Origin of the sequence: Aeromonas sp. 9A (genome assembly GCF_963900955.1) — a bacterium.
Classification (GTDB): Bacteria; Pseudomonadota; Gammaproteobacteria; order Enterobacterales; family Aeromonadaceae; genus Aeromonas; species Aeromonas salmonicida.
On record NZ_CAWRFG010000001.1, the window covers coordinates 4,100,529 to 4,119,748 of the forward strand.

The 19,220-nt window shown below is 58.9% G+C and carries 19 protein-coding genes; 9 read left to right on the forward strand and 10 right to left on the reverse strand.

Features of this window, described 5'->3' with window-relative positions:
- Positions 1-35 precede the first annotated feature (35 nt).
- On the reverse strand, positions 36-671 hold the full coding sequence (trhA, locus tag AACX78_RS18925) for a PAQR family membrane homeostasis protein TrhA (protein WP_021140622.1): 636 nt from the start codon (positions 669-671) through the stop codon (positions 36-38).
- A 224-nt stretch (positions 672-895) separates the two neighbouring features.
- Between trhA and AACX78_RS18930 the strand changes: the two genes are divergently transcribed.
- From AACX78_RS18930 to AACX78_RS18940, 3 genes are all read left to right on the forward strand, one after another.
- Entirely contained in the window at positions 896-2,431 is a 1,536-nt protein-coding gene (locus tag AACX78_RS18930; RefSeq protein ID WP_159167101.1) for an aminotransferase class V-fold PLP-dependent enzyme, read from the forward strand.
- An 85-nt stretch (positions 2,432-2,516) separates the two neighbouring features.
- Complete coding sequence (locus AACX78_RS18935) at positions 2,517-3,068, forward strand: septation protein A (protein ID WP_005318063.1); 552 nt, start codon at positions 2,517-2,519, stop codon at positions 3,066-3,068.
- A gap of 26 nt (positions 3,069-3,094) precedes the next feature.
- On the forward strand, positions 3,095-3,391 hold the full coding sequence (locus tag AACX78_RS18940) for a YciI family protein (RefSeq protein WP_159167102.1): 297 nt from the start codon (positions 3,095-3,097) through the stop codon (positions 3,389-3,391).
- 81 nt (positions 3,392-3,472) lie between these two features.
- On the opposite strand, the gene cysQ is transcribed toward AACX78_RS18940, so the two are convergent.
- Positions 3,473-4,243: a 3'(2'),5'-bisphosphate nucleotidase CysQ gene (gene cysQ / locus AACX78_RS18945; RefSeq protein ID WP_125602467.1), complete on the reverse strand. Its 771-nt coding sequence runs from the start codon at positions 4,241-4,243 to the stop codon at positions 3,473-3,475.
- 166 nt (positions 4,244-4,409) lie between these two features.
- On the opposite strand from cysQ, the gene AACX78_RS18950 reads away from it, so the two are divergent.
- The 3 genes from AACX78_RS18950 (at position 4,410) to AACX78_RS18960 (ending at position 7,319) form a co-directional block, all read left to right on the forward strand.
- Positions 4,410-4,730 (forward strand): ComEA family DNA-binding protein, encoded by a 321-nt coding sequence (locus AACX78_RS18950; protein WP_021140625.1) that lies wholly within the window; start codon positions 4,410-4,412, stop codon positions 4,728-4,730.
- A gap of 94 nt (positions 4,731-4,824) precedes the next feature.
- The gene (galU, locus tag AACX78_RS18955) at positions 4,825-5,736 is read left to right on the forward strand and encodes a UTP--glucose-1-phosphate uridylyltransferase GalU (RefSeq protein WP_021140626.1); all 912 of its coding nucleotides are present in this window, start codon (positions 4,825-4,827) and stop codon (positions 5,734-5,736) included.
- Positions 5,737-5,921: 185 nt separating this feature from the next.
- Complete coding sequence (locus AACX78_RS18960; RefSeq protein WP_159167103.1) at positions 5,922-7,319, forward strand: peptide MFS transporter; 1,398 nt, start codon at positions 5,922-5,924, stop codon at positions 7,317-7,319.
- Between the two features lie 75 nt (positions 7,320-7,394).
- Here the strand turns inward: AACX78_RS18960 and AACX78_RS18965 are convergent, their stop codons facing one another.
- The 4 genes from AACX78_RS18965 to AACX78_RS18980 form a co-directional block, all read right to left on the reverse strand.
- Complete coding sequence (locus tag AACX78_RS18965) at positions 7,395-8,366, reverse strand: response regulator (RefSeq protein WP_159167104.1); 972 nt, start codon at positions 8,364-8,366, stop codon at positions 7,395-7,397.
- Between the two features lie 95 nt (positions 8,367-8,461).
- Entirely contained in the window at positions 8,462-8,926 is a 465-nt protein-coding gene (locus tag AACX78_RS18970; protein WP_197665895.1) for a response regulator, read from the reverse strand.
- Positions 8,904-10,247, reverse strand: coding sequence for an ATP-binding protein (locus AACX78_RS18975; RefSeq protein WP_059114093.1), 1,344 nt, complete (start codon positions 10,245-10,247; stop codon positions 8,904-8,906). The genes AACX78_RS18970 and AACX78_RS18975 overlap by 23 nt, the downstream gene beginning before the upstream one ends.
- Positions 10,244-11,659 (reverse strand): SLC13 family permease, encoded by a 1,416-nt coding sequence (locus AACX78_RS18980; protein WP_159167105.1) that lies wholly within the window; start codon positions 11,657-11,659, stop codon positions 10,244-10,246. The genes AACX78_RS18975 and AACX78_RS18980 overlap by 4 nt, the downstream gene beginning before the upstream one ends.
- Positions 11,660-11,868: 209 nt before the next feature.
- On the opposite strand from AACX78_RS18980, the gene AACX78_RS18985 reads away from it, so the two are divergent.
- The 3 genes from AACX78_RS18985 (at position 11,869) to AACX78_RS18995 (ending at position 14,245) form a co-directional block, all read left to right on the forward strand.
- Positions 11,869-12,546, forward strand: coding sequence for a DnaT-like ssDNA-binding domain-containing protein (locus tag AACX78_RS18985; RefSeq protein WP_159167106.1), 678 nt, complete (start codon positions 11,869-11,871; stop codon positions 12,544-12,546).
- 73 nt (positions 12,547-12,619) lie between these two features.
- On the forward strand, positions 12,620-13,474 hold the full coding sequence (locus AACX78_RS18990) for a DnaA ATPase domain-containing protein (protein WP_159167107.1): 855 nt from the start codon (positions 12,620-12,622) through the stop codon (positions 13,472-13,474).
- A 135-nt stretch (positions 13,475-13,609) separates the two neighbouring features.
- Complete coding sequence (locus AACX78_RS18995) at positions 13,610-14,245, forward strand: NAD(P)-dependent oxidoreductase (protein WP_159167108.1); 636 nt, start codon at positions 13,610-13,612, stop codon at positions 14,243-14,245.
- Positions 14,246-14,306: 61 nt separating this feature from the next.
- On the opposite strand, the gene AACX78_RS19000 is transcribed toward AACX78_RS18995, so the two are convergent.
- From AACX78_RS19000 to AACX78_RS19015, 4 genes are read right to left on the reverse strand one after another with little or no spacing between them, the layout of a single operon-like run.
- Entirely contained in the window at positions 14,307-15,470 is a 1,164-nt protein-coding gene (locus AACX78_RS19000) for an ABC transporter permease (protein ID WP_159167109.1), read from the reverse strand.
- Complete coding sequence (locus AACX78_RS19005) at positions 15,464-16,609, reverse strand: ABC transporter permease (RefSeq protein WP_159167110.1); 1,146 nt, start codon at positions 16,607-16,609, stop codon at positions 15,464-15,466. The genes AACX78_RS19000 and AACX78_RS19005 overlap by 7 nt, the downstream gene beginning before the upstream one ends.
- Positions 16,609-17,613, reverse strand: a complete 1,005-nt coding sequence (locus tag AACX78_RS19010) for an HlyD family secretion protein (protein WP_081097909.1) — start codon at positions 17,611-17,613, stop codon at positions 16,609-16,611. Before AACX78_RS19010 ends, AACX78_RS19005 begins: the two co-directional genes overlap by 1 nt.
- Complete coding sequence (locus AACX78_RS19015; protein WP_236556358.1) at positions 17,610-19,016, reverse strand: TolC family protein; 1,407 nt, start codon at positions 19,014-19,016, stop codon at positions 17,610-17,612. Before AACX78_RS19015 ends, AACX78_RS19010 begins: the two co-directional genes overlap by 4 nt.
- Positions 19,017-19,220: the final 204 nt, after the last annotated feature.

Here is a 19,220-nt window from a genome sequence, read left to right on the forward strand (position 1 = left end):
CCTTCTGAACGGCAAAAATACCAATTAATGGCTAGTCAAGCGATGTAACCATAAATGGCCATAAAGTGACAAACACTGCCACCCAGCACGAACAGATGCCAGATGGCGTGGTTGTAAGGAATGCGCTTGGCCACGTAGAAGATGACCCCCAGGCTGTAGATGAGACCACCGAGCCCGAGCAGCAACAAGCCCTCGCCCTCTAGATGGAGGTAAAGCTGATAGATGACCACCAGCGACAACCAGCCCAGCATCAGGTAGGTAAACAGCGACAATTTTTCGAATCGGTGGATGAAGAACAGCTTGAACACCACCCCCGCCAGTGCCAGCCCCCAGATCACCACCATCAGCCCCTGCGCCAGCGGGGTATCGAGCGCCACCAGCAGGAAAGGGGTATAAGTGCCAGCGATCAACAGATAAATGGCGCAGTGATCAAACACCTTGCACCAACGTCTGGCACTTCCCTCCGCCATGCTGTGATAGAGGGTCGAGGCAAGATAGAGCAGCACCAGGCTGCCGCCATAGAGGCTATAGCTGATAAGCGCCTGGGTGCCCTGCCCCCAACCCTTGTTCAACAGCAGGATCAAGCCCAGGATCCCGAACACCAGCCCCAAGCCGTGGCTGAGGCGATTGGCCAACTCCTCGCGGGGAGAATAATCCGTCACACTGCTCATAACATACTCCTGCCCAAACTGGGCTCACTCTAGCTGCCGCCATTTCAGAGTACAAGTGTTAGCTTAAATGGAGCATCATCTGATTGGGCCCATCCCCATGATGCGCTCATGGCTGTCACCCGTTTACCTTTGGTGTATGCTCTGCGGCCGATGCCCACGTCGCTGTCGCTGCTACGGTTGCTCACCTCCCGGTGACACCCTGGCAACCTGGTCTGGAGAACCTGATGAAGTTGACTGAACTGTTTGCACTACCGGATCCGGCCTTCGGTCAGGCCATGACGGCCCTGCTGGAGACCTTCCATCACTCGGATGACAGTCAGGCCCCCTACCAGCACGACCACTTCACCCACCAGCTCGATCAATCCCGGATGCCCACTGTCGGCATCTCGATGGATGACTATCTGGCGCGATTGGCAACCCTGGTGCCAGGGGCCTCCCATCTGACCTCCCCACGCTACATGGGGCACATGACGGCGCCACTGCCCGCCTTTACCGCCGAGTTGTCACGCCTGCTGGTGATGCTCAACCAGAATCCGATGAAAATGGAGTCTTCCCGCCTGCTCAGCTTTCTGGAGCGGGAGGTGCTGGCCAAGTTGCACCGTCTCATCTATCGCGCCGATGATGCTTTTTATGGCGAGCAGATGCATGCCAAGGATGCCGCCCTCGGCGTCATGACCAGCGGCGGCACCATCGCCAACGTCACCGCCCTCTGGCTGGCCCGCAACCGCGCCTGTGGCGACAACCTGTTCGCCCTCTATGAGCAGGGCTATCGGGGCGCCGTGATCCTGGGATCCCGGCTGATGCACTACTCCTTCGACAAGGGGATGGATCTACTGGGGCTGGGCGCGCACAGCGTCTGGCGGCTCGCGACCGACGACCAGAACCGGCTCGACATGGCCGAACTGGAGCAGGCACTCATCCAGTGCAAGGAGCAGAAGTTAAAAGTGCTGGCACTGGTCGGGGTAGCAGGCAGTACCGATTTTGGCTCCATCGATCCCCTGCCCGAGCTGGCGGCTATTGCGGCCCGCGAGCAGATCCACTTCCACGTGGATGCCGCCTGGGGCGGCCCGACCCTGTTTTCGCACCGCTATCAGGGGCTGCTTGCAGGAATTGAACTGGCCGATACTGTGACCCTAGATGGGCACAAGCAACTGCTGGTACCACTCGGTACCGGCATGCTGCTCTGCCGCCAGCCGGACCTCATGATGACGGTCAAGCGAGAAGCGCCCTATGCCATCCGTGCCAGCTCCTTTGATCAGGGCCGCTTTACCCTGGAAGGCACCCGTCCCGCCAATGCCCTCTATCTGGACGCGGCCTTCCAGCTGTTTGGCCAGCAGGGTTACGCACGGCTTATCGAGGCCAACTACGACAGAGCCAGACTGATGGCGGATCTCATCAACAAGGATCCCGCCTTCGAGCTGATGTCGGCCCCGGTGATGAACCTGCTCTCCTACCGCTGCATTCCGCCCCATCTGCAGGGCAAAGCGCTCGACGAGGCGGCCAACGGCCAGATCAACCAGTTCAACGTCGCCCTGCAAAAAGCCCAGCGGGCCGAGGGGCACAGCTTTGTCTCCCGCACCCAGCGAGCGGTAGGGCGCTATGGTTCCCAGCCACTCACCCTGCTGCGCGCCGTGCTGCTCAACCCGCTGATTGAGGAGCGCCATATTCGCGAGCTGCTGGCGGATCAACAACGCCTCAGCGCCGACATTGCCCGGCAATTATTCGGCCAGGCAAGCAGCAGGGAACTGGACGCCAAATGAGCGGTCTTATTCATTTGCCGTTGTCTACCTTGCAGGTAGACTGGACAAAATTTTGAGGTCTATTTTTGAGGGCTATGAGCCAGACATGAAGCAATTTATTGAATTTATTCCACTTATCGTTTTCTTCGCGGTCTACAAGTTCTACGACATCTACACGGCCACCGGCGCCCTGGTCGTCGTGACCGGTCTGCAACTCATCTATAGCTGGGTGCGTTACCGCAAAGTCGAGAAGATGCAGCTCTTTACCTTCCTCTTGGTCGGTTTCTTCGGCGGCCTCACCGTCTTCTTCCATGACGACGCCTTCATCAAGTGGAAAGTCACCGTCATCAACATCTTGTTCGCACTGGGCCTGCTCATCAGCCGCTACGGCTTTGGCAAGAACCTCATCAAGCAGATGCTGGCCAAGGAGCTGCAAGCCCCCGATGCCATCTGGGATAGAGTCAATCTTGCCTGGGTTGGTTTCTTTACCGTCTGCGGCCTGCTCAACCTCTATGTGGCCTTCAACCTGCCGCAAGAGATGTGGGTCAATTTCAAAGTGTTCGGCTTGCTCGGCATGACGCTGGTGTTTACGCTGCTGAGCGGTGTCTACCTTTACCGCCACCTGCCGGCCGAGCAGAAAGGCGAACTGAAAAAATAATCGCCATCAAGAAGAAGGATTGTCTCATGTGGTATCTCATCTACTCCGAGGATGTTCCCAACAGCCTGCCCCTGCGCAAACAGGCCCGTCCTGCCCACCTGGCCCGCCTGCAGGCGCTGCAGGATGAGGGACGACTGCTGACTGCAGGTCCCAACCCGACCATAGATGCCGACGATCCGGCCGATGCGGGTTTCTCCGGCAGTACCGTCATCGCTGAATTTCCCAGCCAGGCCGATGCCAAGGCTTGGGCAGATGACGATCCCTATGTGGCAGCCGGTGTCTATGCCAAGGTCACCATCAAGCCCTACAAAAAGGTGTTTTGAGCTCAGGTGGTGGGCGAAAATGCAAAAGGCCGGACACTGTCCGGCCTTTTCACATTTGTGCTGCCCCTGTTTAAAGGTCGCTCAGGCCCGCGCGACAAACCAGGGGTTGAGAATATCTGGCTTGTTGTAGGCAAGGGGTGATCCATCGAGCCGGGTCACGCTGCCCCCGGCCCCTTCCAGCACGGCCTGCGCCGCTGCCGTATCCCACTCGCAAGTAGGTGCGAGGCGTGGATAGAGCTCGGCCCCCCCTTCGGCAATGATGCAGAACTTGAGAGAGCTGCCCATGGAAACCAGCTCAATCTCGCCCCGCTCTATGTCACCAAAGCGCGCCAGATAATCGAGGGTCTCCCGGGACAGGTGGTTACGACTGCCCACCACCCGCCATGGCGACCCTTCCTGATGAGGCAAGGTCTGGATGGCTTCACGTTTGCCATCGGCCACACGCCAGGCTCCCATCCCCTTGCCGCCATACCAAAGCCGGTCCAGCACGGGGGCATAGACCAGACCCCACAGCGGCTTGCCATCCTCGATCAGCGCGATATTGACGGTGAACTCGCCGTTGCGGGAGACAAACTCCTTGGTGCCGTCCAGCGGATCCACCAGCCAGTAACGGGACCAGCCATGGCGCAACCCCATCACCTCTGGGCCGGACTCCTCCGAGAGCACGGGAATATCGGGGGTAAGCCCTGCCAACGCCTGCACTATCACCTCATGCGCCCCCTTGTCGGCGGCGGTCAGCGGGCTTTCGTCCCCCTTGTACTCCACCGTAAAGGGCTGGCTGTAGATGGCCATGATGATGTCACCGGCAGCACGGGCGATGGGCTCCAGCTCGGAAATTGCAGGGAAAAACATAGAAAAGACATCCTGGTCAAATGGTTAACACAGTGTACCTATTTTGGATTGGTATGGCTTATAGCTGATTTAGCTGAGTTATTACCTGTCACTTCTGACAGACAAAAAGTGGCGCGACTCGGCTAATTCTCAATAGTCATTCGACGCAACATAAGGACATGAAGCAATGAACTACAAGACCCTGACCGCCACCCTGCTGCTGAGCTGCCTGCCCCTGTTGAGCCAGCCTTTGCTGGCCGCCGACAAGCCGGCTGCCAAGCCAGCCACCACGGTCACCACCGCCAAGGAGAGTGGTAAGGTGAACCTGAATACGGCCAGTATCAATGAGTTAACTGCCCTCAAGGGGATCGGGGAGAAGAAGGCGCAGGCCATCGTCGATTTTCGTGAGAAGCAGGGCAAGTTCACCACGGTTGAACAACTGGCGGATGTCAGCGGCATAGGGCCGGCAACCCTGGAAGCAAATCGGGACATGATCATCGTCAAATAGCCGGTTTGGACACCTTCCATCATGAGGGCAGCCTGTGGCTGCCCTATTTTTCTTCGGGTATCATGGGGCCACTTTGTATCTCTGGACTCTCTCCATGAAAAAGACACAGCTCGTTGTACGCAAGGCCGTTCTTCCCGTTGCCGGTTTGGGCACCCGTATGCTGCCTGCCACCAAGGCCATCCCCAAAGAGATGCTGCCCGTGGTCGACAAACCGCTGATCCAGTATGTGGTGCGTGAAGCCATCGCTGCCGGCATCAAGGAGATCATCCTGGTGACCCACTCGAGCAAGAACTCCATCGAGAACCACTTCGACAAGAGCTTCGAACTGGAAGCCACCCTGGAGAAGCGGGTCAAGCGGCAGCTGCTGGAGGAGGTGCAACACATCTGCCCCAAAGATGTCACCATCATGCATGTGCGCCAGGGCGAGGCCAAAGGTCTGGGTCATGCCATCTTGTGTGCCCGTCCGCTGATCGGCGACAACCCCTTCGCCGTGCTGCTGCCGGACGTGCTGATCGATGACATGGCCAGCAACCTCAAGCGCGATAACCTGGCCGAAATGGTACACATGTTCGAAGGGGATCAGATCAGCCAGATCATGGTGGAGGCGGTTCCAGAGAGTGAAGTGGACAAGTACGGCATCGCCGATATCAAGGGGGAAGATCTGACCGAGGGCATGTCCCTGCCGATGCAGGCCATTGTCGAGAAGCCGCCCCGTGACGAAGCGCCTTCCAATCTGGCCGTGGTCGGCCGCTACGTGCTGTCAGCCAACATCTGGCCGCTGCTGGAGCGCACCCCCGTCGGTGCAGGTGACGAGATCCAGCTGACCGATGCCATCGCCATGCTGATGGAACATGAGCAGGTCAACGCCTATTTCATGAAAGGACGCAGCCACGACTGCGGCAGCAAGATGGGTTTCATGAAAGCCAATGTGGAATACGCGGTACGCCATCCGGAACTGAACGGTGAATTCACCGCCTGGCTGAAGCAGTTTGTCAAACAGTTGTAAACGCTGAATATTTAACCTATCTACAGAATAAAAAACTGGGCATCGTTCGATGCCCTTTTTCATTTTATAAACAATCTAAATCATAATATTGTAATTTAATCACGCTTGTTCTATAAGGATTAAGGCTTGTTCCTAGCCCTTGCATAAAACTCCTAAAAAAATATAAGACACAGGTGGAAGTTCCAATGAATAATCCGTCCAAAGGGACCTTTTTAGGTCACCCTAAAGGGCTTTTTTTGCTCTTTAGTACCGAACTGTGGGAGAGATTCTCCTATTACGGCATGCGGGCCGTGCTCGTGCTCTATCTGACAGACATGACTGCCAACGGCGGTATGGGCTGGACTCAGGCTGATGCCCTCAAGCTCTACGGCATCTATACCGGCCTGGTTTATATCACTCCGCTGATTGGAGGCTGGTTGGCTGATACCTTCCTCGGCCAGCGTCGCGCCATCCTGATCGGTGCTGTCCTTATGGCTGCGGGTCAGTTCACCCTGGCTCTGCCACACGCCATGTTTCCTGACATGGTCGTCAGTGTTTTCTACGCGGGTCTTGGCTTGCTGATCCTGGGTAACGGTCTGTTCAAGCCGAACATCTCCACCATGGTGGGTGACCTTTACAAGGAAGGTGACCACCGTCGTGACGGCGCCTTTACCATCTTCTACATGGGCATCAACCTGGGTTCCCTGCTGGCTGGCGTGATTTGTGGCGCCGCTGCCACTGCCTATGGCTGGCAAGCCGCCTTCGTCAGCGCCGGTATCGGCATGCTGCTCTCTCTGGTCGTACAGGCCACCATGGCGCAACGCTTCCTGGGTGACATAGGTCGCGTGCCCGCTGCCCAGCGCGCAGCGGAACAACGCAACAAGGAACAGAAAGCACCGCTGACCAAGCAGGAAATGGATCGCATCAAGGTGATCCTGGTGCTGGGTCTGTTCACCATCATCTTCTGGGCAGGCTTCGAGCAGGCCGGTGGTCTGATGAACCTGTATGCTCAGCAGTATACCGACCGCATGATCGGCAGCTTTGAAGTGCCGACCGCCTGGTTCCAAACTCTGAATCCTTTCTTCATCATCACGCTGGCCCCCATAGTCGCCGCCATCTGGATCAAGCTTGGCAACAAAGAACCGAACTCACCGGTGAAGTTCGCCATGGGTCTGCTGTTCCTGGCCGTGGGCTTCCTGTTCATGATCGGTGCCGTGCTGGAACAGGGTGGTGATCAGAGCGTCAAAACCTCCATGTTCTGGCTGGTCGGGGCCTACCTGTTCCACACCCTGGGTGAGCTATGCCTCTCCCCGATCGGTATGTCCATGGTGACCAAGCTGGCTCCGCTGCGTCTGGCCTCCCTGATGATGGGTGCCTGGCTCGGCTTCATCGCTGTGGCCAACTATGTTGCAGGCTTGATTGGTTCCTTCGTTGGTGAAGCAGGCCCCATCGCCATCTTCGGCGGCATTGCCATCGCTGCCGTGATCAGTGCCCTGATCCTGCTGACCATGGCCAACCGTCTGGTCTACTGGATGCACGGCGCCGAAGGTCCGGCAGAAGAGCCCGAAGAGCACGACAAGAAACTGCAGTCCGCCACCGCCTAACCGGTCAGGGTTGTGAGAAACAAACGGGGCGCCCATTGGGCGCCCCGTTTGTCTTTGTCTGCCACAAACCAGCCATCAGTGATGGCGTACCTGCATATGGAGAGCACTGCCGCTATCGTTGTGAAACTGCAGGTCAAAGGGTTCGTGCCAGCTGCGCTTGTGCAATGGGTAGTGGCTGCTGCGCATCAGACCGAGCGGCAAACCACCAGCTCGCATAAGCCAGTGCGGTGAAGTCAGCCCGGCATTGGCAAATACCAGCCCGTCCTCCTGATCAAACAGCAGAGCCGCCATGGCAAAGGCGTGACGCAGACCGGATTCGATAAGTTGCAGATTGAGGTAGTCGAGCAGCCGGTGCGGCTGGGTCAGCAGCAGGCTCTCCTTGTGCTGGAACTGGCGATAGGGGGCATTCATCAGGGAACGCACCAGGGCGCCGCAGAAAGCCGCATCCACCCCGAGGATCGGCAGCTCCATCACCAGTACCAGCAGCTTGTCATCCACCTTGAAGGTATCCGGGATAAACAGGTTGCCCATCCCCTTGAAGGTGACTTGCCATGGACCCCACTCCTGCAGTGATGGCGGCCTCAGCCAAGCCAGCAAGCGGGTGGCGGCTTTGTCGTGATCACGAAAGAAGTCGATGTGATCCATCAGTTCCAGCTGCTGCCCATAACCATAGTTGGCCGTCAAACACTGTTCTATGCTGTGGCGCACCAGGCCATAATCAGACACCGGCTTGATGAGATAATCACGGGCACCGGCGCGCAGCGCACGCTCGACCGCCTCCATCTTGCTCTGGGCCGAGATGACGATGACGGGAATATGGGGATAGCGGGCAGAGAGGCAGGCGATGACCTCATGCCCATCCATGTTGGGCATGTTCAGATCGCACAGCACCACATCGGGGTGATAAATCGCGGCGGCAGAGAGGCCTTCTATCCCGTCTTCGGCCTGAAATACGCACGCCCCGTCATGCTCGAGATAAGTTACCAGAGAGTGGCGAAAAACGGCTTCATCCTCCACCACCAAGATCCGTAATCCGGCTTTTGACATCTTGACAAAGCTCTTATTAGTCAACTGGTTATTTAAAGAATAAGCCTAGACCAAATCGACAGAGACATGTGCACCAAGACGTCAATTTATGACAATCATTCCCATTTCTTATAGAGCGTCTCCGCATCCAGTTGTTTGATAAACGATTGGTAGTCAATTCCGGCAGCCAACACGAATTCGGTCAGCAGGCAGCGGCACACCCGCAGCAGCTCGGCGCCCTGCCAGGGTTTCTCAAGGTAGTGATCGATGCGGGCCAGATTGACGGCCGCTATGGTGTCCTTGTGGGTCGCCTGTCCGGTCAGCAGGATCTTGCGAGTATGAGGAAAGCGCCCATCCAGCCCGATCCGGGTCAGCAGCTCCACTCCGCTCAGGCCCGGCATCACATGATCCGACACCACCAGCGCAATCTGCTCCCCGGCGGCATCCAGCTCCTCCATCAGGGTCAGACACTCCTGTGCCGATTCGCACTCTTCCACCCTGAGCCAGCTGGCCAACGGCGCCAGATCGCGGCTGATGGCGTTGAGCACCTCCCGCTGATCATCCACACATATCAGATTCATCTTGTCCATATTCCCTCGGTAATCTCACCTTGAATGCCGTCAGGCCAGGTTCGCTGACAAGCGAAATCTCGCCGCCATAGCTGGTCACTACCCGTTCGGCAATGGCCAGCCCCAGCCCCAATCCGAACGAAAGCCCGCCACGCTTGGTGGTGACATTGGGCTTGAAGATGCGGGGTTGCAACTCGGGCGGTATCACGGGGCCATTGTTGGCCAGGGTCACCTCGATCCACTCGTCATGGGTCCGGCAGTGGAGCCAGATCTTCGGATCTGCGGTCGCTTGCAGGGCATCCAGCGCGTTTTTCAGAATATTGGCCCATACCTGCACCAGCTCGGCCTCGTTGGCACAGAGTCGGGGATCTCCCTCCAGCACAGGTTCAACCTGAACCTGGCGCAACGAGCTCTGCAGTAACGCCAGCGCCTGCTCAAGCGTATCGCGCACCTTCACGCCGTGACGACGCTCACCATCGGCGCCCCCCAACTGCTTGACTGAACGCACGATCGCCGCCGCATGGTTCACCGCCAGCTGCATGTCGTGACAATCGCGACCAAGCTGCCAGTAGTTGGCTACCCCCAGCAGATCCCGCATCCGTGCCCGAGTGGGCTGTTCCCCATTGAGGATCCGCGCCAGGAGCTTGGCCTGCTCCGGGGCCAGCCTGAACTGCTCCTCCAGCCGCCGGGCATCCCGCCTCACTTCGGCGCTGGAGCTCAGTTGTCCCGCCTCCAGTCCCTGGCGAAACAGACGAAACTCTCTGGGATAATATTGCCGCAGCATGTCGCCGAGAAAATCGACCAGACCGCTGCCATTGCGTGTCACCACCCCGATGGCGTTATTGAGCTCGTGGGCCAAGCCTGCCGCCAGCTGGCCAAGCAGACTCAGTTTTTCCGCCTCCAGCAGTCTCAGCTGGGTGCGAGTCCGCTCCAGATAGGCATGATTGACCTTGCGCTGGCGCTGGGCCAGCTCGGCCATGATGACCGGCATGAACTGATCGGCCAGCGAGCCGAACCGCTCGGGCTCGACCGGCAGGGTATTGCGATCGAGCCAGGCCAGCTCGCACGGCTCCTGCGCCACCAGCCTGCAATAACTGGCCCCCCGGGAGAAATAGCTATGCACCCCGAGGTAGTTGCCCGCCTCCACTATCATGATTGGCACTCGCTGGCGCTCGCTCTCAGCCATGATGGTGCCTTCTACCCGCCCGCTGCGCAGCAAATAGAGCCGATCGTTATGCTCTCCCTGCTCCAGCAACTGCTCCCCCGCCGCCAGGGTGCGCTGGCGCAGCGGATCGCTGAAGTAACGCAAATGAAGGGGATGGGGCTCGCTCATTGCACAAACCCTATGGCATTGAGCAGCGCTATCATGGCCAGGCAGAGCAAGAAGCCAACGCCGCCGCAACTGACCCCCACCAGCGCCATATGACGAGTATCCACATTGCCGCTGGCATGAGCCAGCGCATTGGGGGGTGTGCTGATGGGGAGCGCCATCCCGAGGCTGGCGGCAAAGGTCACGCTCAGGATCAAGCCCATGCTGCCACCGACCGAGCCGAGATCCAGCGAGGAGCCGAGAGCGGCCACCATGGGTAGCAACAGGTTGGCACAGGCAGTATTGCTCATGAAATTGGCCATCAGCAGACAGAGCCCCGTCGCCCCCACCATGATCAGCATGGGTGGCCACTGACTGAATGGAATGGCCTGCACCAGACTGGCCGCCAATCCCGACTTCTCCAGCCCCATCCCCAGTGCAATACCGCCGGAAACCAGCCAGAGCACGTCCCAGGAGACCTTTTTCAAATCGTCCTTGGTGAGTACCTGGCCTATCAGGAAGATAGCCACCGGCACCAGACCGACCGTATAGGAGTTGATACCGTGCCAATCGCCAGTCAGCCAGAGGCCAATGGTGAGGATGAAGGTGGCATAGACCAGCAGCGCCTTGGGCGTCTTGAGAAAATGGCCCTTGATCTCGAGATCGATGCGACCCTGCTCACAGGGAAACAGTCTGATCAGCAGCAACCAGCCAAACCCCAGCATCAGCAGCACGAAGGGCACGCCAAAGCTCATCCAGGCGGCGAAACTGATGGCATCGTCTCCTACCAGATACTTGAGGGCCACCGCATTGGGTGGCGTGCCGATGGGAGTGCCAATCCCCCCCAGGTTGGCCGCCACCGGGATGGCAAGGGTGAAGGCGATACGACCGGGATCACGCGGCCCCAGCAAGGCCAGTACGGGGGTCAGAATGGAGAGCATCATGGCGGTGGTGGCGGTATTGCTCATAAACATGGAGAAGGTGGCGGTGATCCCCATCAACCCCAGCAGCACCCTATTGGGATTCTGGCCGAACGGCCTGAGCATGACGCGCGCCAGGTTCATATCCAGCCGATACTTGGTCGCCGCGATCGCCAGAAAAAAACCACCAAGAAACAACATGATAATGGGCGAAGCGAAGGTACTCATTATCTCCTTGTGGCTGAGCAGGGTGCCAAACTCCGCAGAAGGGGAGGCAGGCTGCCACCACTTGATCCCGCTGTCCGACACCAACAGCAACTCCAGCACAATGATCAGTACCGAAGTCGCAAAGATGGGGATCGGCTCCAGCACCCAGCAGAGGGTAGCCATCACAAAGATGGCGAGGATCCGCTGCTCTATCACTGTGAAGCCAGCCAGGCCGAAGCTGGCGGTAGGCAACATCAGGATCAGCAGGGGTGCAAAGAGGGGTAACCAGTATTTAGCGCTCAAAGGCATAGTCAGAGTCCATTCGCTGCGATGGGGCAGTCTGTGGGCAAGCTTGCCCCAACAGGGTGGTAAAGTCCGTGAAGGGGATCATGGTTCATGGCCATGACTACCCACCAAGTGGTACATTCAGGCAAGCCATCCCCCTCTTGCCAGCCGCGAATTGTATGAGGCCCCGCCATGGGGGATAATGCCTCCCACGCCAGCCCCTGAAGAACATCATGACACCAGCCGAATACAGCGCCCTCGCCCATCCCAGATTGACCCATCCGGCTCGCAGCCTCTATACCTTGCAGCTGCGCAGACTGGTGCTGGAAAATCAGCTGGCCCGACTCAACTATCCCGAGCTTGGGCGCTCATTGGCAGTGGTTGATCCAAGCGATCCCAGCGGCTTCTGTTTTCAGGTCAACGCCCGCCAGCTGACCGAACTGTTCGACGAGCTGATGGAAGCCGGCCTGCTGCAGGTCGAGGCGCAGGCTGACAGTGAGCACTACCATCAGTGTCCGTTCCAGCTGCCGCTGCTGACCCAGAAGGTGCGCAGCCCGCTGCCGGAGCGCCCCTTCCAGATGCACCTGCAATGGCGACCGGATGAAGAGCTGCCCGCCCTCGCCCGCCTGTGCGGGGTGATCGATGCCAGCTACAACGAAGAGGATCTGGGGGAGTTCATCGCCTACTGGCTGGGCCGCCCCGAGGTGTTCGACTCCCAGCATCAATGGATGCTCAAGTTCATTCGCGCCCTCAAGACCCGCCGCTACGTCCGTCGCCAACCCATGGAAGCGAAAGGCTACCAGCAGGTCACGTCAGCCACCGTATACACCGGACCGAGCAAAAGAGCGGTAGAAATGATGGAAGAGGTAAAGCGCCTAACTGAAGCAAAAAATCAGACGGACGAAGAATAGATATCTTGTGATAAAAGCCAGTAAACATGTGAAATACTGAATCACATCATCAGCATCCTCGAAGGAGTGCACAATGACTGACCCGAACGATCCCCTGCGCCAGGAGCTGGAAGAGATCGAGGCCAAGCGCCAGAAGATCGCAAAGGCCAAACAGGATCACCGAATTCACGATCCGGAGCTGAGCCAGCACGTGGGCGGCCTGCTTGAGCGCATTCGCCGTCTGCAGGCCCAGACCGGTGGCGGCCAGTACGACTATGAGACGCTGCGCAAAGAGTACGATACCAAGGCCAACGCCGAGGTACGCGAACTGCAAAAGGTGGCTCGCCAAGATAGGATCAAGAAGCTCATCGCAGCAGCAGACCTAAATACAGACTGGGTTTTTGACAAAATAGATACCTTAGATCCAGCTATGAATGATGGTGTAAATAGCGCTCGACAATTCATTGCAGGATTTGAGCACTGGGAATCGAAAGGTGGGAGTTGCATCTTAATATACGGTGATTTCGGCACAGGGAAATCTACTCTTGCAGGCGCCGTGGCTCATGAACTAATCGAACGCCATCAGAAGTCGGTAATCTTTCAACAGTGGGCCTCCATAGTAGATCGCCTCTTCTTCAACGTGATCCAGGATCAGGAGGAGCGCAATCAGTACCGCCGCGCCCTGGAAGAGGTCGACCTGCTGATCATCGACGAAGTCGCGGCCAATCGTGCCAAGATGGCGGAGAGCCAGTCCAGCTTCCTCGGCCACCTGCTGCGCCGCCGGCGCAACCTCTCCAAAAGCATCGTCATCATCACCAACCACAGCCCCCAGAGCCTGCACCATGCCATCGGTGACTTCGCCTTTGAAGCGATCAAGGCGTTCAACCCAGTTGATGTCCCATTGCATGGCCCCAGTCGTCGCCCCAACATAGGCCACTACAACGGCTGATCTCCACGCGAGCCCGTGCCAGCTGGCCGGGCTCGCAGTGCCTCCCTGCTTACCCGCCACCAAATAAAAACAACTCTCATTTACAGAGCAATGCCAACCCTCTAGGCTAACCCTTTCGCCAAAGGGAGCAGAACCATGCCAACCACACTTATCTTCGGAGCCAGCCGCGGGCTGGGCCGCGCCTTCACCCATTGTGCCTTGAGCCAGGGTCACAGAGTCGTGGCCTTGGTCCGTAACCCGGAGATGGCAGCAGAGCTGAGTACATTGGGGGTCGAGGTCGTTGAAGGTGACGCCCTCGATCAGGAGGCAGTGGCGCAAGCTTGCAGGCTGGCTGGCCACGAGGCCGGGGTAGTCTCGACCCTCGGCAGTTTCCGCCAACCGGAACCCGTCGACTATTTGGGTAATCGCCATATGATCGACGAGATGGAACAAGCCGGGCTGACACGCTTGCTGCTGGTCACCTCGCTCGGTTGCGGCGACAGCTGGCAATACCTGCCAGAGCGGGCGCGGGCTGCCTTCGGTCATGAGGTGCGCTTGAAGAGTCTGGCCGAGAGCTGGCTGCAAAGCAGCGCACTGAGCTGGACCATATTGCGCCCGGCGGGCTTGCAGGACGGTGACGCCACTGGACAGGCGGAACTGAGTCAGGGGAAAGAGATGCACGGCCTAGTACGACGTCAGGATGTGGCCGCACACGGATTGCGCCTGCTTGTCGATGGGACGGCGCAAGGGAATATCTACGCCATCAGTGACCCCACACTGCAACGCGGTTAATCCTGCCAGCCAATTAAAAAAACGGTCAGCCTCAGCTGACCGTTTCCATATCGGGCAGGGTTCAATTGACGGCAGGCACGGACCGCTGGCGCCATGCCAGCACCCAGCAAGCGAGGCCGCCGTTGAGCAATGCCAGTCCCCACAACTGCCACCAGTAGCGGGAAACCTGGTCAAAATCGGCGCCCATCTGGTTGAGACGCAAGAAGCCCTCGATGGCCGGAGTACTCGGCACCCACTGGGCCAGCCAGTTGAGCGGGGTCGGGATCAGCTCCAGCGGCCAGATGAAACCCGCCAGGAAGACCAGCGGCATGGAGGAGAGCAGCACCACCTGGGTTGGCAAATCCCGCCGTGTAAACAGGGCGCCCAGCAGCACCCCCAGCCAGGTAGTCGCCAGCAAGAACGGCAGGGTGAACAACCACAGCGCGGCCGGCTCTGCGGTACGCACTATGTTGTAGTGATCGAAGCAGAAGCCGAAAAAGTAGGCCACGGGCAGCACGAAGAGCCCGCCCACCACCAGGGTTCTGGCCAGCAATAGGGCCAGCACAGGGGCACTCTGCCAATAACCATGCTCACCGCGCCCACTGCGTTGATTCTGGGTCGCCCCCAAGATCCCCGTCCCCATCAGCAACACCTGGTGCAGGATCAGCACGAACACCGCCGGCACCACATAGTTCACATAACCCATAGTGGGATTGAAAACGGGCAGCACGTTGAGTGCCACTGCATTCCAGCCCGTGGCGGCCTGGGGCAAGGCCTCGCCATGGCTCAGCAGCCGAGCGACCTTCACCTGCGCAGCGAGCGAGCCACCGGCCTGGGCAAGGCCCTCGGCGATGGTGCCGTAAACCAGGAAGTAGGAGGCATCACCGGCGAAACCCAGAGTGACGCTCTTGCCCTGCATCAGATCCCGATAAAAATGGCGAGGGATGTGCAGGATACCGCGGCCCTTGCCCGTCAGCAGCAGATGACGCGCCTCATCCAGACTGGCCGCCCGCGCCACCAGTTTCACCTGGGGGGTGGCATCGGCCATGAACTCCAGCTGGCGAGAGAGCTGACTGCCATCTTCGTTGACCACCACCACCGCCTCTTCCCGCGGCAACTGGTGCAGGTAAGGTTGCGGATAGAGGAAGGAGTAGAAGAGTACCCCGCCAAACAGGGTCAGCATGATGGCCCTGTCGGCCAGCAGGGTGCGCAGCTCCAGCCGCAACAGATCCCAGAAACCTAGCATTGTTCCGGCTCCTTATAGGCTGTCTGACGAGCAAGATCGGCCTGTTGCTTGTAACGACGAGCAACCAGCAACAACGGCAGTAAAAACAGCAGCAGGGCGCCGAACTGGGGCAAGGCGGCACCGAGCGGCTGACCGTAGTTGGTCTGCCCTATCTGCAGCTCCACATAGTGGGAGATGGGCAACAGACTTCGCCAGAACTGGGCAAAATCACCCATGGCACTGACCGGGAAAGTCACCCCCATAAAGGCAAATCCCGGCGCTGTATAGGCGCCCGCCAGCGACAAGGCACGGGCCGGATCCCGAATCATCCCGTAAAAGAAGGCCCCCATGCTGACGCAGGCGGCCGAGGCGAGCCCAAGACCCAGTGTCAGCACCAGCCAGCTGCCTTGCATGGGATAACTAAACGCCTTGAACAGCAGCAGGCTCCACACCAGGCCCCAAGCCCACCCAATCAATACATGAGGCAACAAAATGCGCCAGAGGCCGAACCAAACCCCTTGAGTGGTCCAGTCCAGCCCCAATCGATCGGTGCGAGCCAGGGCATTGATCCCGTAGAGCACCACCAGTATCTGCCATACCGCAGGCAGCAGGGCGCTCAGCAGAAACTGGGCATAGCTGGAATTGATGTTGTAAAGCGCCGTCACCTGGCTGCTGATAGGCACGGATTGCCCCACGGCGCCGGATAGTACCTTGCCATCGGCCATGGCTGCGAGCACGCCTACCTGACCATTGAGAGTGCCGACCACCTGGGCCAGCGCCGAGTTGACCAGCTTGGCAATCAGGATGAACTGGCCATTGTTGAACACTGTCACCTGGGGCTGGGTCCCCTGGCGGGCATCCCGCTCCAGATGATGAGGGATCACCACCAGGGCGTAGATCTCCCCCCCTCGTAGGGCGCGAGCCCCCTCATCGATGGAATCAAACTGACCCGTGAGGCGCAGGCCGGCGGAACCATCCAGCGAAAATGCCAGCTGGCGGGAGAGGACACTCCGATCCAGATCCACAAGACCAACCTTGAGATCACGCGCCAACCCGGCCGAGAAGATCCAGCAGAGGATACTCATCAGCAAGAGGGGAACCCAGCTCATCAGGGCACGACCGAAGGGGTCCTGCCACAATCGCCGCCATTCATGTCTCATCAGAGTTCGACCAGCACACTCATGCCAACTCGCAGACCGTCAACCGGCTGCAAGGGGCGCGCCTCCACTTGGAAGCTCTTCATGTCGAAGCCCTGACGGGTATCGGTAGCACGCCAGGTGGCAAAATCCCCCATCACGGCCACATGAGTGACCTTGAAGCGGACCGTCTGCTCACCCAGACCAGGAATGGTGGCGTCAAACTCGGTACCCAACGCAAAGCGGGGCAGCAAGTCTTCACGCACATGGAACTGGGCCCAGGCATCCCCCATGTCGAGCAGCGTCACCACGGGGAATCCCTGCGGCGCCAGCTCGCCACTACGCAACAACACCTGGGACACTTCACCTGAGTGGGGGCTGGCGATGCGGGTATCGGCCAGATAAGCCTCCACTTCCGCCACCGAGCCTGCCGCCATATTGGCCTGCTCACGGGCCGCCACCTTGGTCTCTTCCCGTGCCCCTTCCAGGGTCATTTGATATTGCTGCCAGGCCATGCCTTCGCTGTACTTGGCCGCCTGCCAGGCAGTCCAGGCTTCATCGCGCTTTTGCAGCGGCATGACCCCATCACGGTGCAGACTGGCGATACGCTCGTAAGTCTTGCCACGCAGCTGGGCGGCCGCCTTGGCTTTTTGCCACTGATCCTTGGCTGCAGCGATTTGCTGGGCACGCGCCCCTTTCTCGGCTTCTTCGGCCATGGCCCCGGCCGCAGCCTGACCCGCCTTGGCCTGGCTCAGCTTGGCCTCAATCTCGGGGCTGGCCAGGGTGAATACCAGCTGATCCTTGGCCAGCACGTCACCCTTCTTCACCAGCACCTCGTCGATCCGGCCCGCCACCTTGGAAGAAACCGAATACTGCTGCGCCTCTATCTGGCCCTGCAAGCGAACCGGCTCAGGCTGATAGGCAAGCCAGAAGCGCCAGCCCAGCCAGAGAGCAAGCAACACCAATGCCAGTGGCAACAACAGCGGCTTGCCTTGGCTCATCTTCTTCTTGATGGGGGAATGACTCATGAATTCACCTTTATTGCCTGACCATGCTGATATTGATTGAAACTATTCATCTGACCGGAGAGTGCCAACAGGCGAGCCAGCGAAATCACATATTGATAGGCAGCGGCGGCGCGTTGGGTCTTGACCCCCGCCAGCTGGTTACGGGCATCGACCACATCCAGCGACGTGGACAGCCCCTGACCGAATGCCTTGTCCCGCAGCAGTACGTTCTCCTCGGCCAGGGCCTGGGAAGAGGAGAGTGCCTGATACTCCTCCAGCCCCTGCGCCGCCTCGCGCCAGGTCTTCTCGACCAGCAACTCCAGATCCTGGCGGGTCTTGGCCTGCAGCAGATTGACCTGCAACTCGGCGCTCTTGGCCGCCTGCACCGTTTCAGAGCGCCCATCCCGACTTACCAGCGGCATACTGACCCCGACGCCAACCAGCCAGTCAGGCGTGGTTTTAGAGGCCAGCGAGTCATCTTCATAGAGGTTGTAGTTACCGAACAGGAACAGCTCGGGGGCATATTTGCCCTTCTCAAGCTTGATCAGACCCTGAGCCTGCTCCTTCTTGGCGGCCAGCAGCTTGAGGCCAGGGTGGACCGCCAGGGTCTCCTGCACGAAGGCATCCAGTTGCGGCATACCCTCATTGATGAAGAGCTGGGTGTTGGGCTCGGCCTGCTTGAGTTTGAGCATGTGGCCCAGCGCCAGCTGAGCTATCTCCAGAGTGCGGCGGGATTTCTGGGTGTCGATGCGCGCCCTGTCATAGGCAGATTGGGCAGAGAGGCGCTCGACCTTGGCGATCTGGCCCTGGGCTTCGAGTTTCTTGGCATGATCCAGATGATGGGCCAGCCCCTGCTCTATCTCCTGCTTGGTCTGCACCACCTGCGCGGCCAGCACTACGCCGAAATAGGTCTGGGAGAGGCTCTCGAAGGTGGATTGCTGCTTGAGCACCAGCAGCTGCTGCGCTTCGCTCACCTGAGCCTGACGGATATCCTGCGCCGCATCGATGCGACCACCGGTAAACAGTGGCCACAGCATCTTGACCGAACTGGTCACCACATTCTGCTTGGTCAGGGGAGTCACGAAATCACTGGCGGAGAGATTGAGCGCCTGCATGACAGGGGCCAGCACCTTGCCAAATTCCGGATGGTTGGCGATAGGATTGAGATCCATCATGTCGAGCTCCATCGGCTGATCGAGGTGGGTATAGCTGGCCCCCACATCCACCTTGGGCAGATACATGGCCTTGGCAGCCTCGCGCAGTTGCTTGGCTCTATCCACACCGGCCTGTTCTGCCGCCAATCCGTCATCCTGCTGGATAACCCGACTCCAGGCTTCGCTGAAACTGACCGTCTGTGCCTGGGCTGAGCCCAGCATGGCCCCAAGCAGGCATGGGCAGAGAGATTTGATGAACCTTGACGTCATACATCCCCAATCTGTTTGTAATGAAATTGTTTGGAGCCTTTGCTCGATTCAAGGCCGGTATAATAGCGCAAACCAGTACGGGAGGGGGACAGCCAAATCGTCGAGCTACCCACTCATTTGACCCCGCAGATCCACCCCGACAATATGCCTGATTTTCAAGCACTCCTGAATTTGCAAGCCTTGGCGCGACGTTTTTTTCAGAAA

Excerpts from the sequence above, each read along its gene's own strand:
- trhA (WP_021140622.1), bottom strand. The coding sequence starts at position 671 with ATGAGCAGTGTGACGGATTATTCTCCCCGCGAGGAGTTGGCCAATCGC.
- AACX78_RS18930 (WP_159167101.1), top strand. The coding sequence starts at position 896 with ATGAAGTTGACTGAACTGTTTGCACTACCGGATCCGGCCTTCGGTCAG.
- AACX78_RS18935 (WP_005318063.1), top strand. The coding sequence starts at position 2,517 with ATGAAGCAATTTATTGAATTTATTCCACTTATCGTTTTCTTCGCGGTC.
- AACX78_RS18940 (WP_159167102.1), top strand. The coding sequence starts at position 3,095 with ATGTGGTATCTCATCTACTCCGAGGATGTTCCCAACAGCCTGCCCCTG.
- cysQ (WP_125602467.1), bottom strand. The coding sequence starts at position 4,243 with ATGTTTTTCCCTGCAATTTCCGAGCTGGAGCCCATCGCCCGTGCTGCC.
- AACX78_RS18950 (WP_021140625.1), top strand. The coding sequence starts at position 4,410 with ATGAACTACAAGACCCTGACCGCCACCCTGCTGCTGAGCTGCCTGCCC.
- galU (WP_021140626.1), top strand. The coding sequence starts at position 4,825 with ATGAAAAAGACACAGCTCGTTGTACGCAAGGCCGTTCTTCCCGTTGCC.
- AACX78_RS18960 (WP_159167103.1), top strand. The coding sequence starts at position 5,922 with ATGAATAATCCGTCCAAAGGGACCTTTTTAGGTCACCCTAAAGGGCTT.
- AACX78_RS18965 (WP_159167104.1), bottom strand. The coding sequence starts at position 8,366 with ATGTCAAAAGCCGGATTACGGATCTTGGTGGTGGAGGATGAAGCCGTT.
- AACX78_RS18970 (WP_197665895.1), bottom strand. The coding sequence starts at position 8,926 with ATGAATCTGATATGTGTGGATGATCAGCGGGAGGTGCTCAACGCCATC.
- AACX78_RS18975 (WP_059114093.1), bottom strand. The coding sequence starts at position 10,247 with ATGAGCGAGCCCCATCCCCTTCATTTGCGTTACTTCAGCGATCCGCTG.
- AACX78_RS18980 (WP_159167105.1), bottom strand. The coding sequence starts at position 11,659 with ATGCCTTTGAGCGCTAAATACTGGTTACCCCTCTTTGCACCCCTGCTG.
- AACX78_RS18985 (WP_159167106.1), top strand. The coding sequence starts at position 11,869 with ATGACACCAGCCGAATACAGCGCCCTCGCCCATCCCAGATTGACCCAT.
- AACX78_RS18990 (WP_159167107.1), top strand. The coding sequence starts at position 12,620 with ATGACTGACCCGAACGATCCCCTGCGCCAGGAGCTGGAAGAGATCGAG.
- AACX78_RS18995 (WP_159167108.1), top strand. The coding sequence starts at position 13,610 with ATGCCAACCACACTTATCTTCGGAGCCAGCCGCGGGCTGGGCCGCGCC.
- AACX78_RS19000 (WP_159167109.1), bottom strand. The coding sequence starts at position 15,470 with ATGCTAGGTTTCTGGGATCTGTTGCGGCTGGAGCTGCGCACCCTGCTG.
- AACX78_RS19005 (WP_159167110.1), bottom strand. The coding sequence starts at position 16,609 with ATGAGACATGAATGGCGGCGATTGTGGCAGGACCCCTTCGGTCGTGCC.
- AACX78_RS19010 (WP_081097909.1), bottom strand. The coding sequence starts at position 17,613 with ATGAGTCATTCCCCCATCAAGAAGAAGATGAGCCAAGGCAAGCCGCTG.
- AACX78_RS19015 (WP_236556358.1), bottom strand. The coding sequence starts at position 19,016 with ATGACGTCAAGGTTCATCAAATCTCTCTGCCCATGCCTGCTTGGGGCC.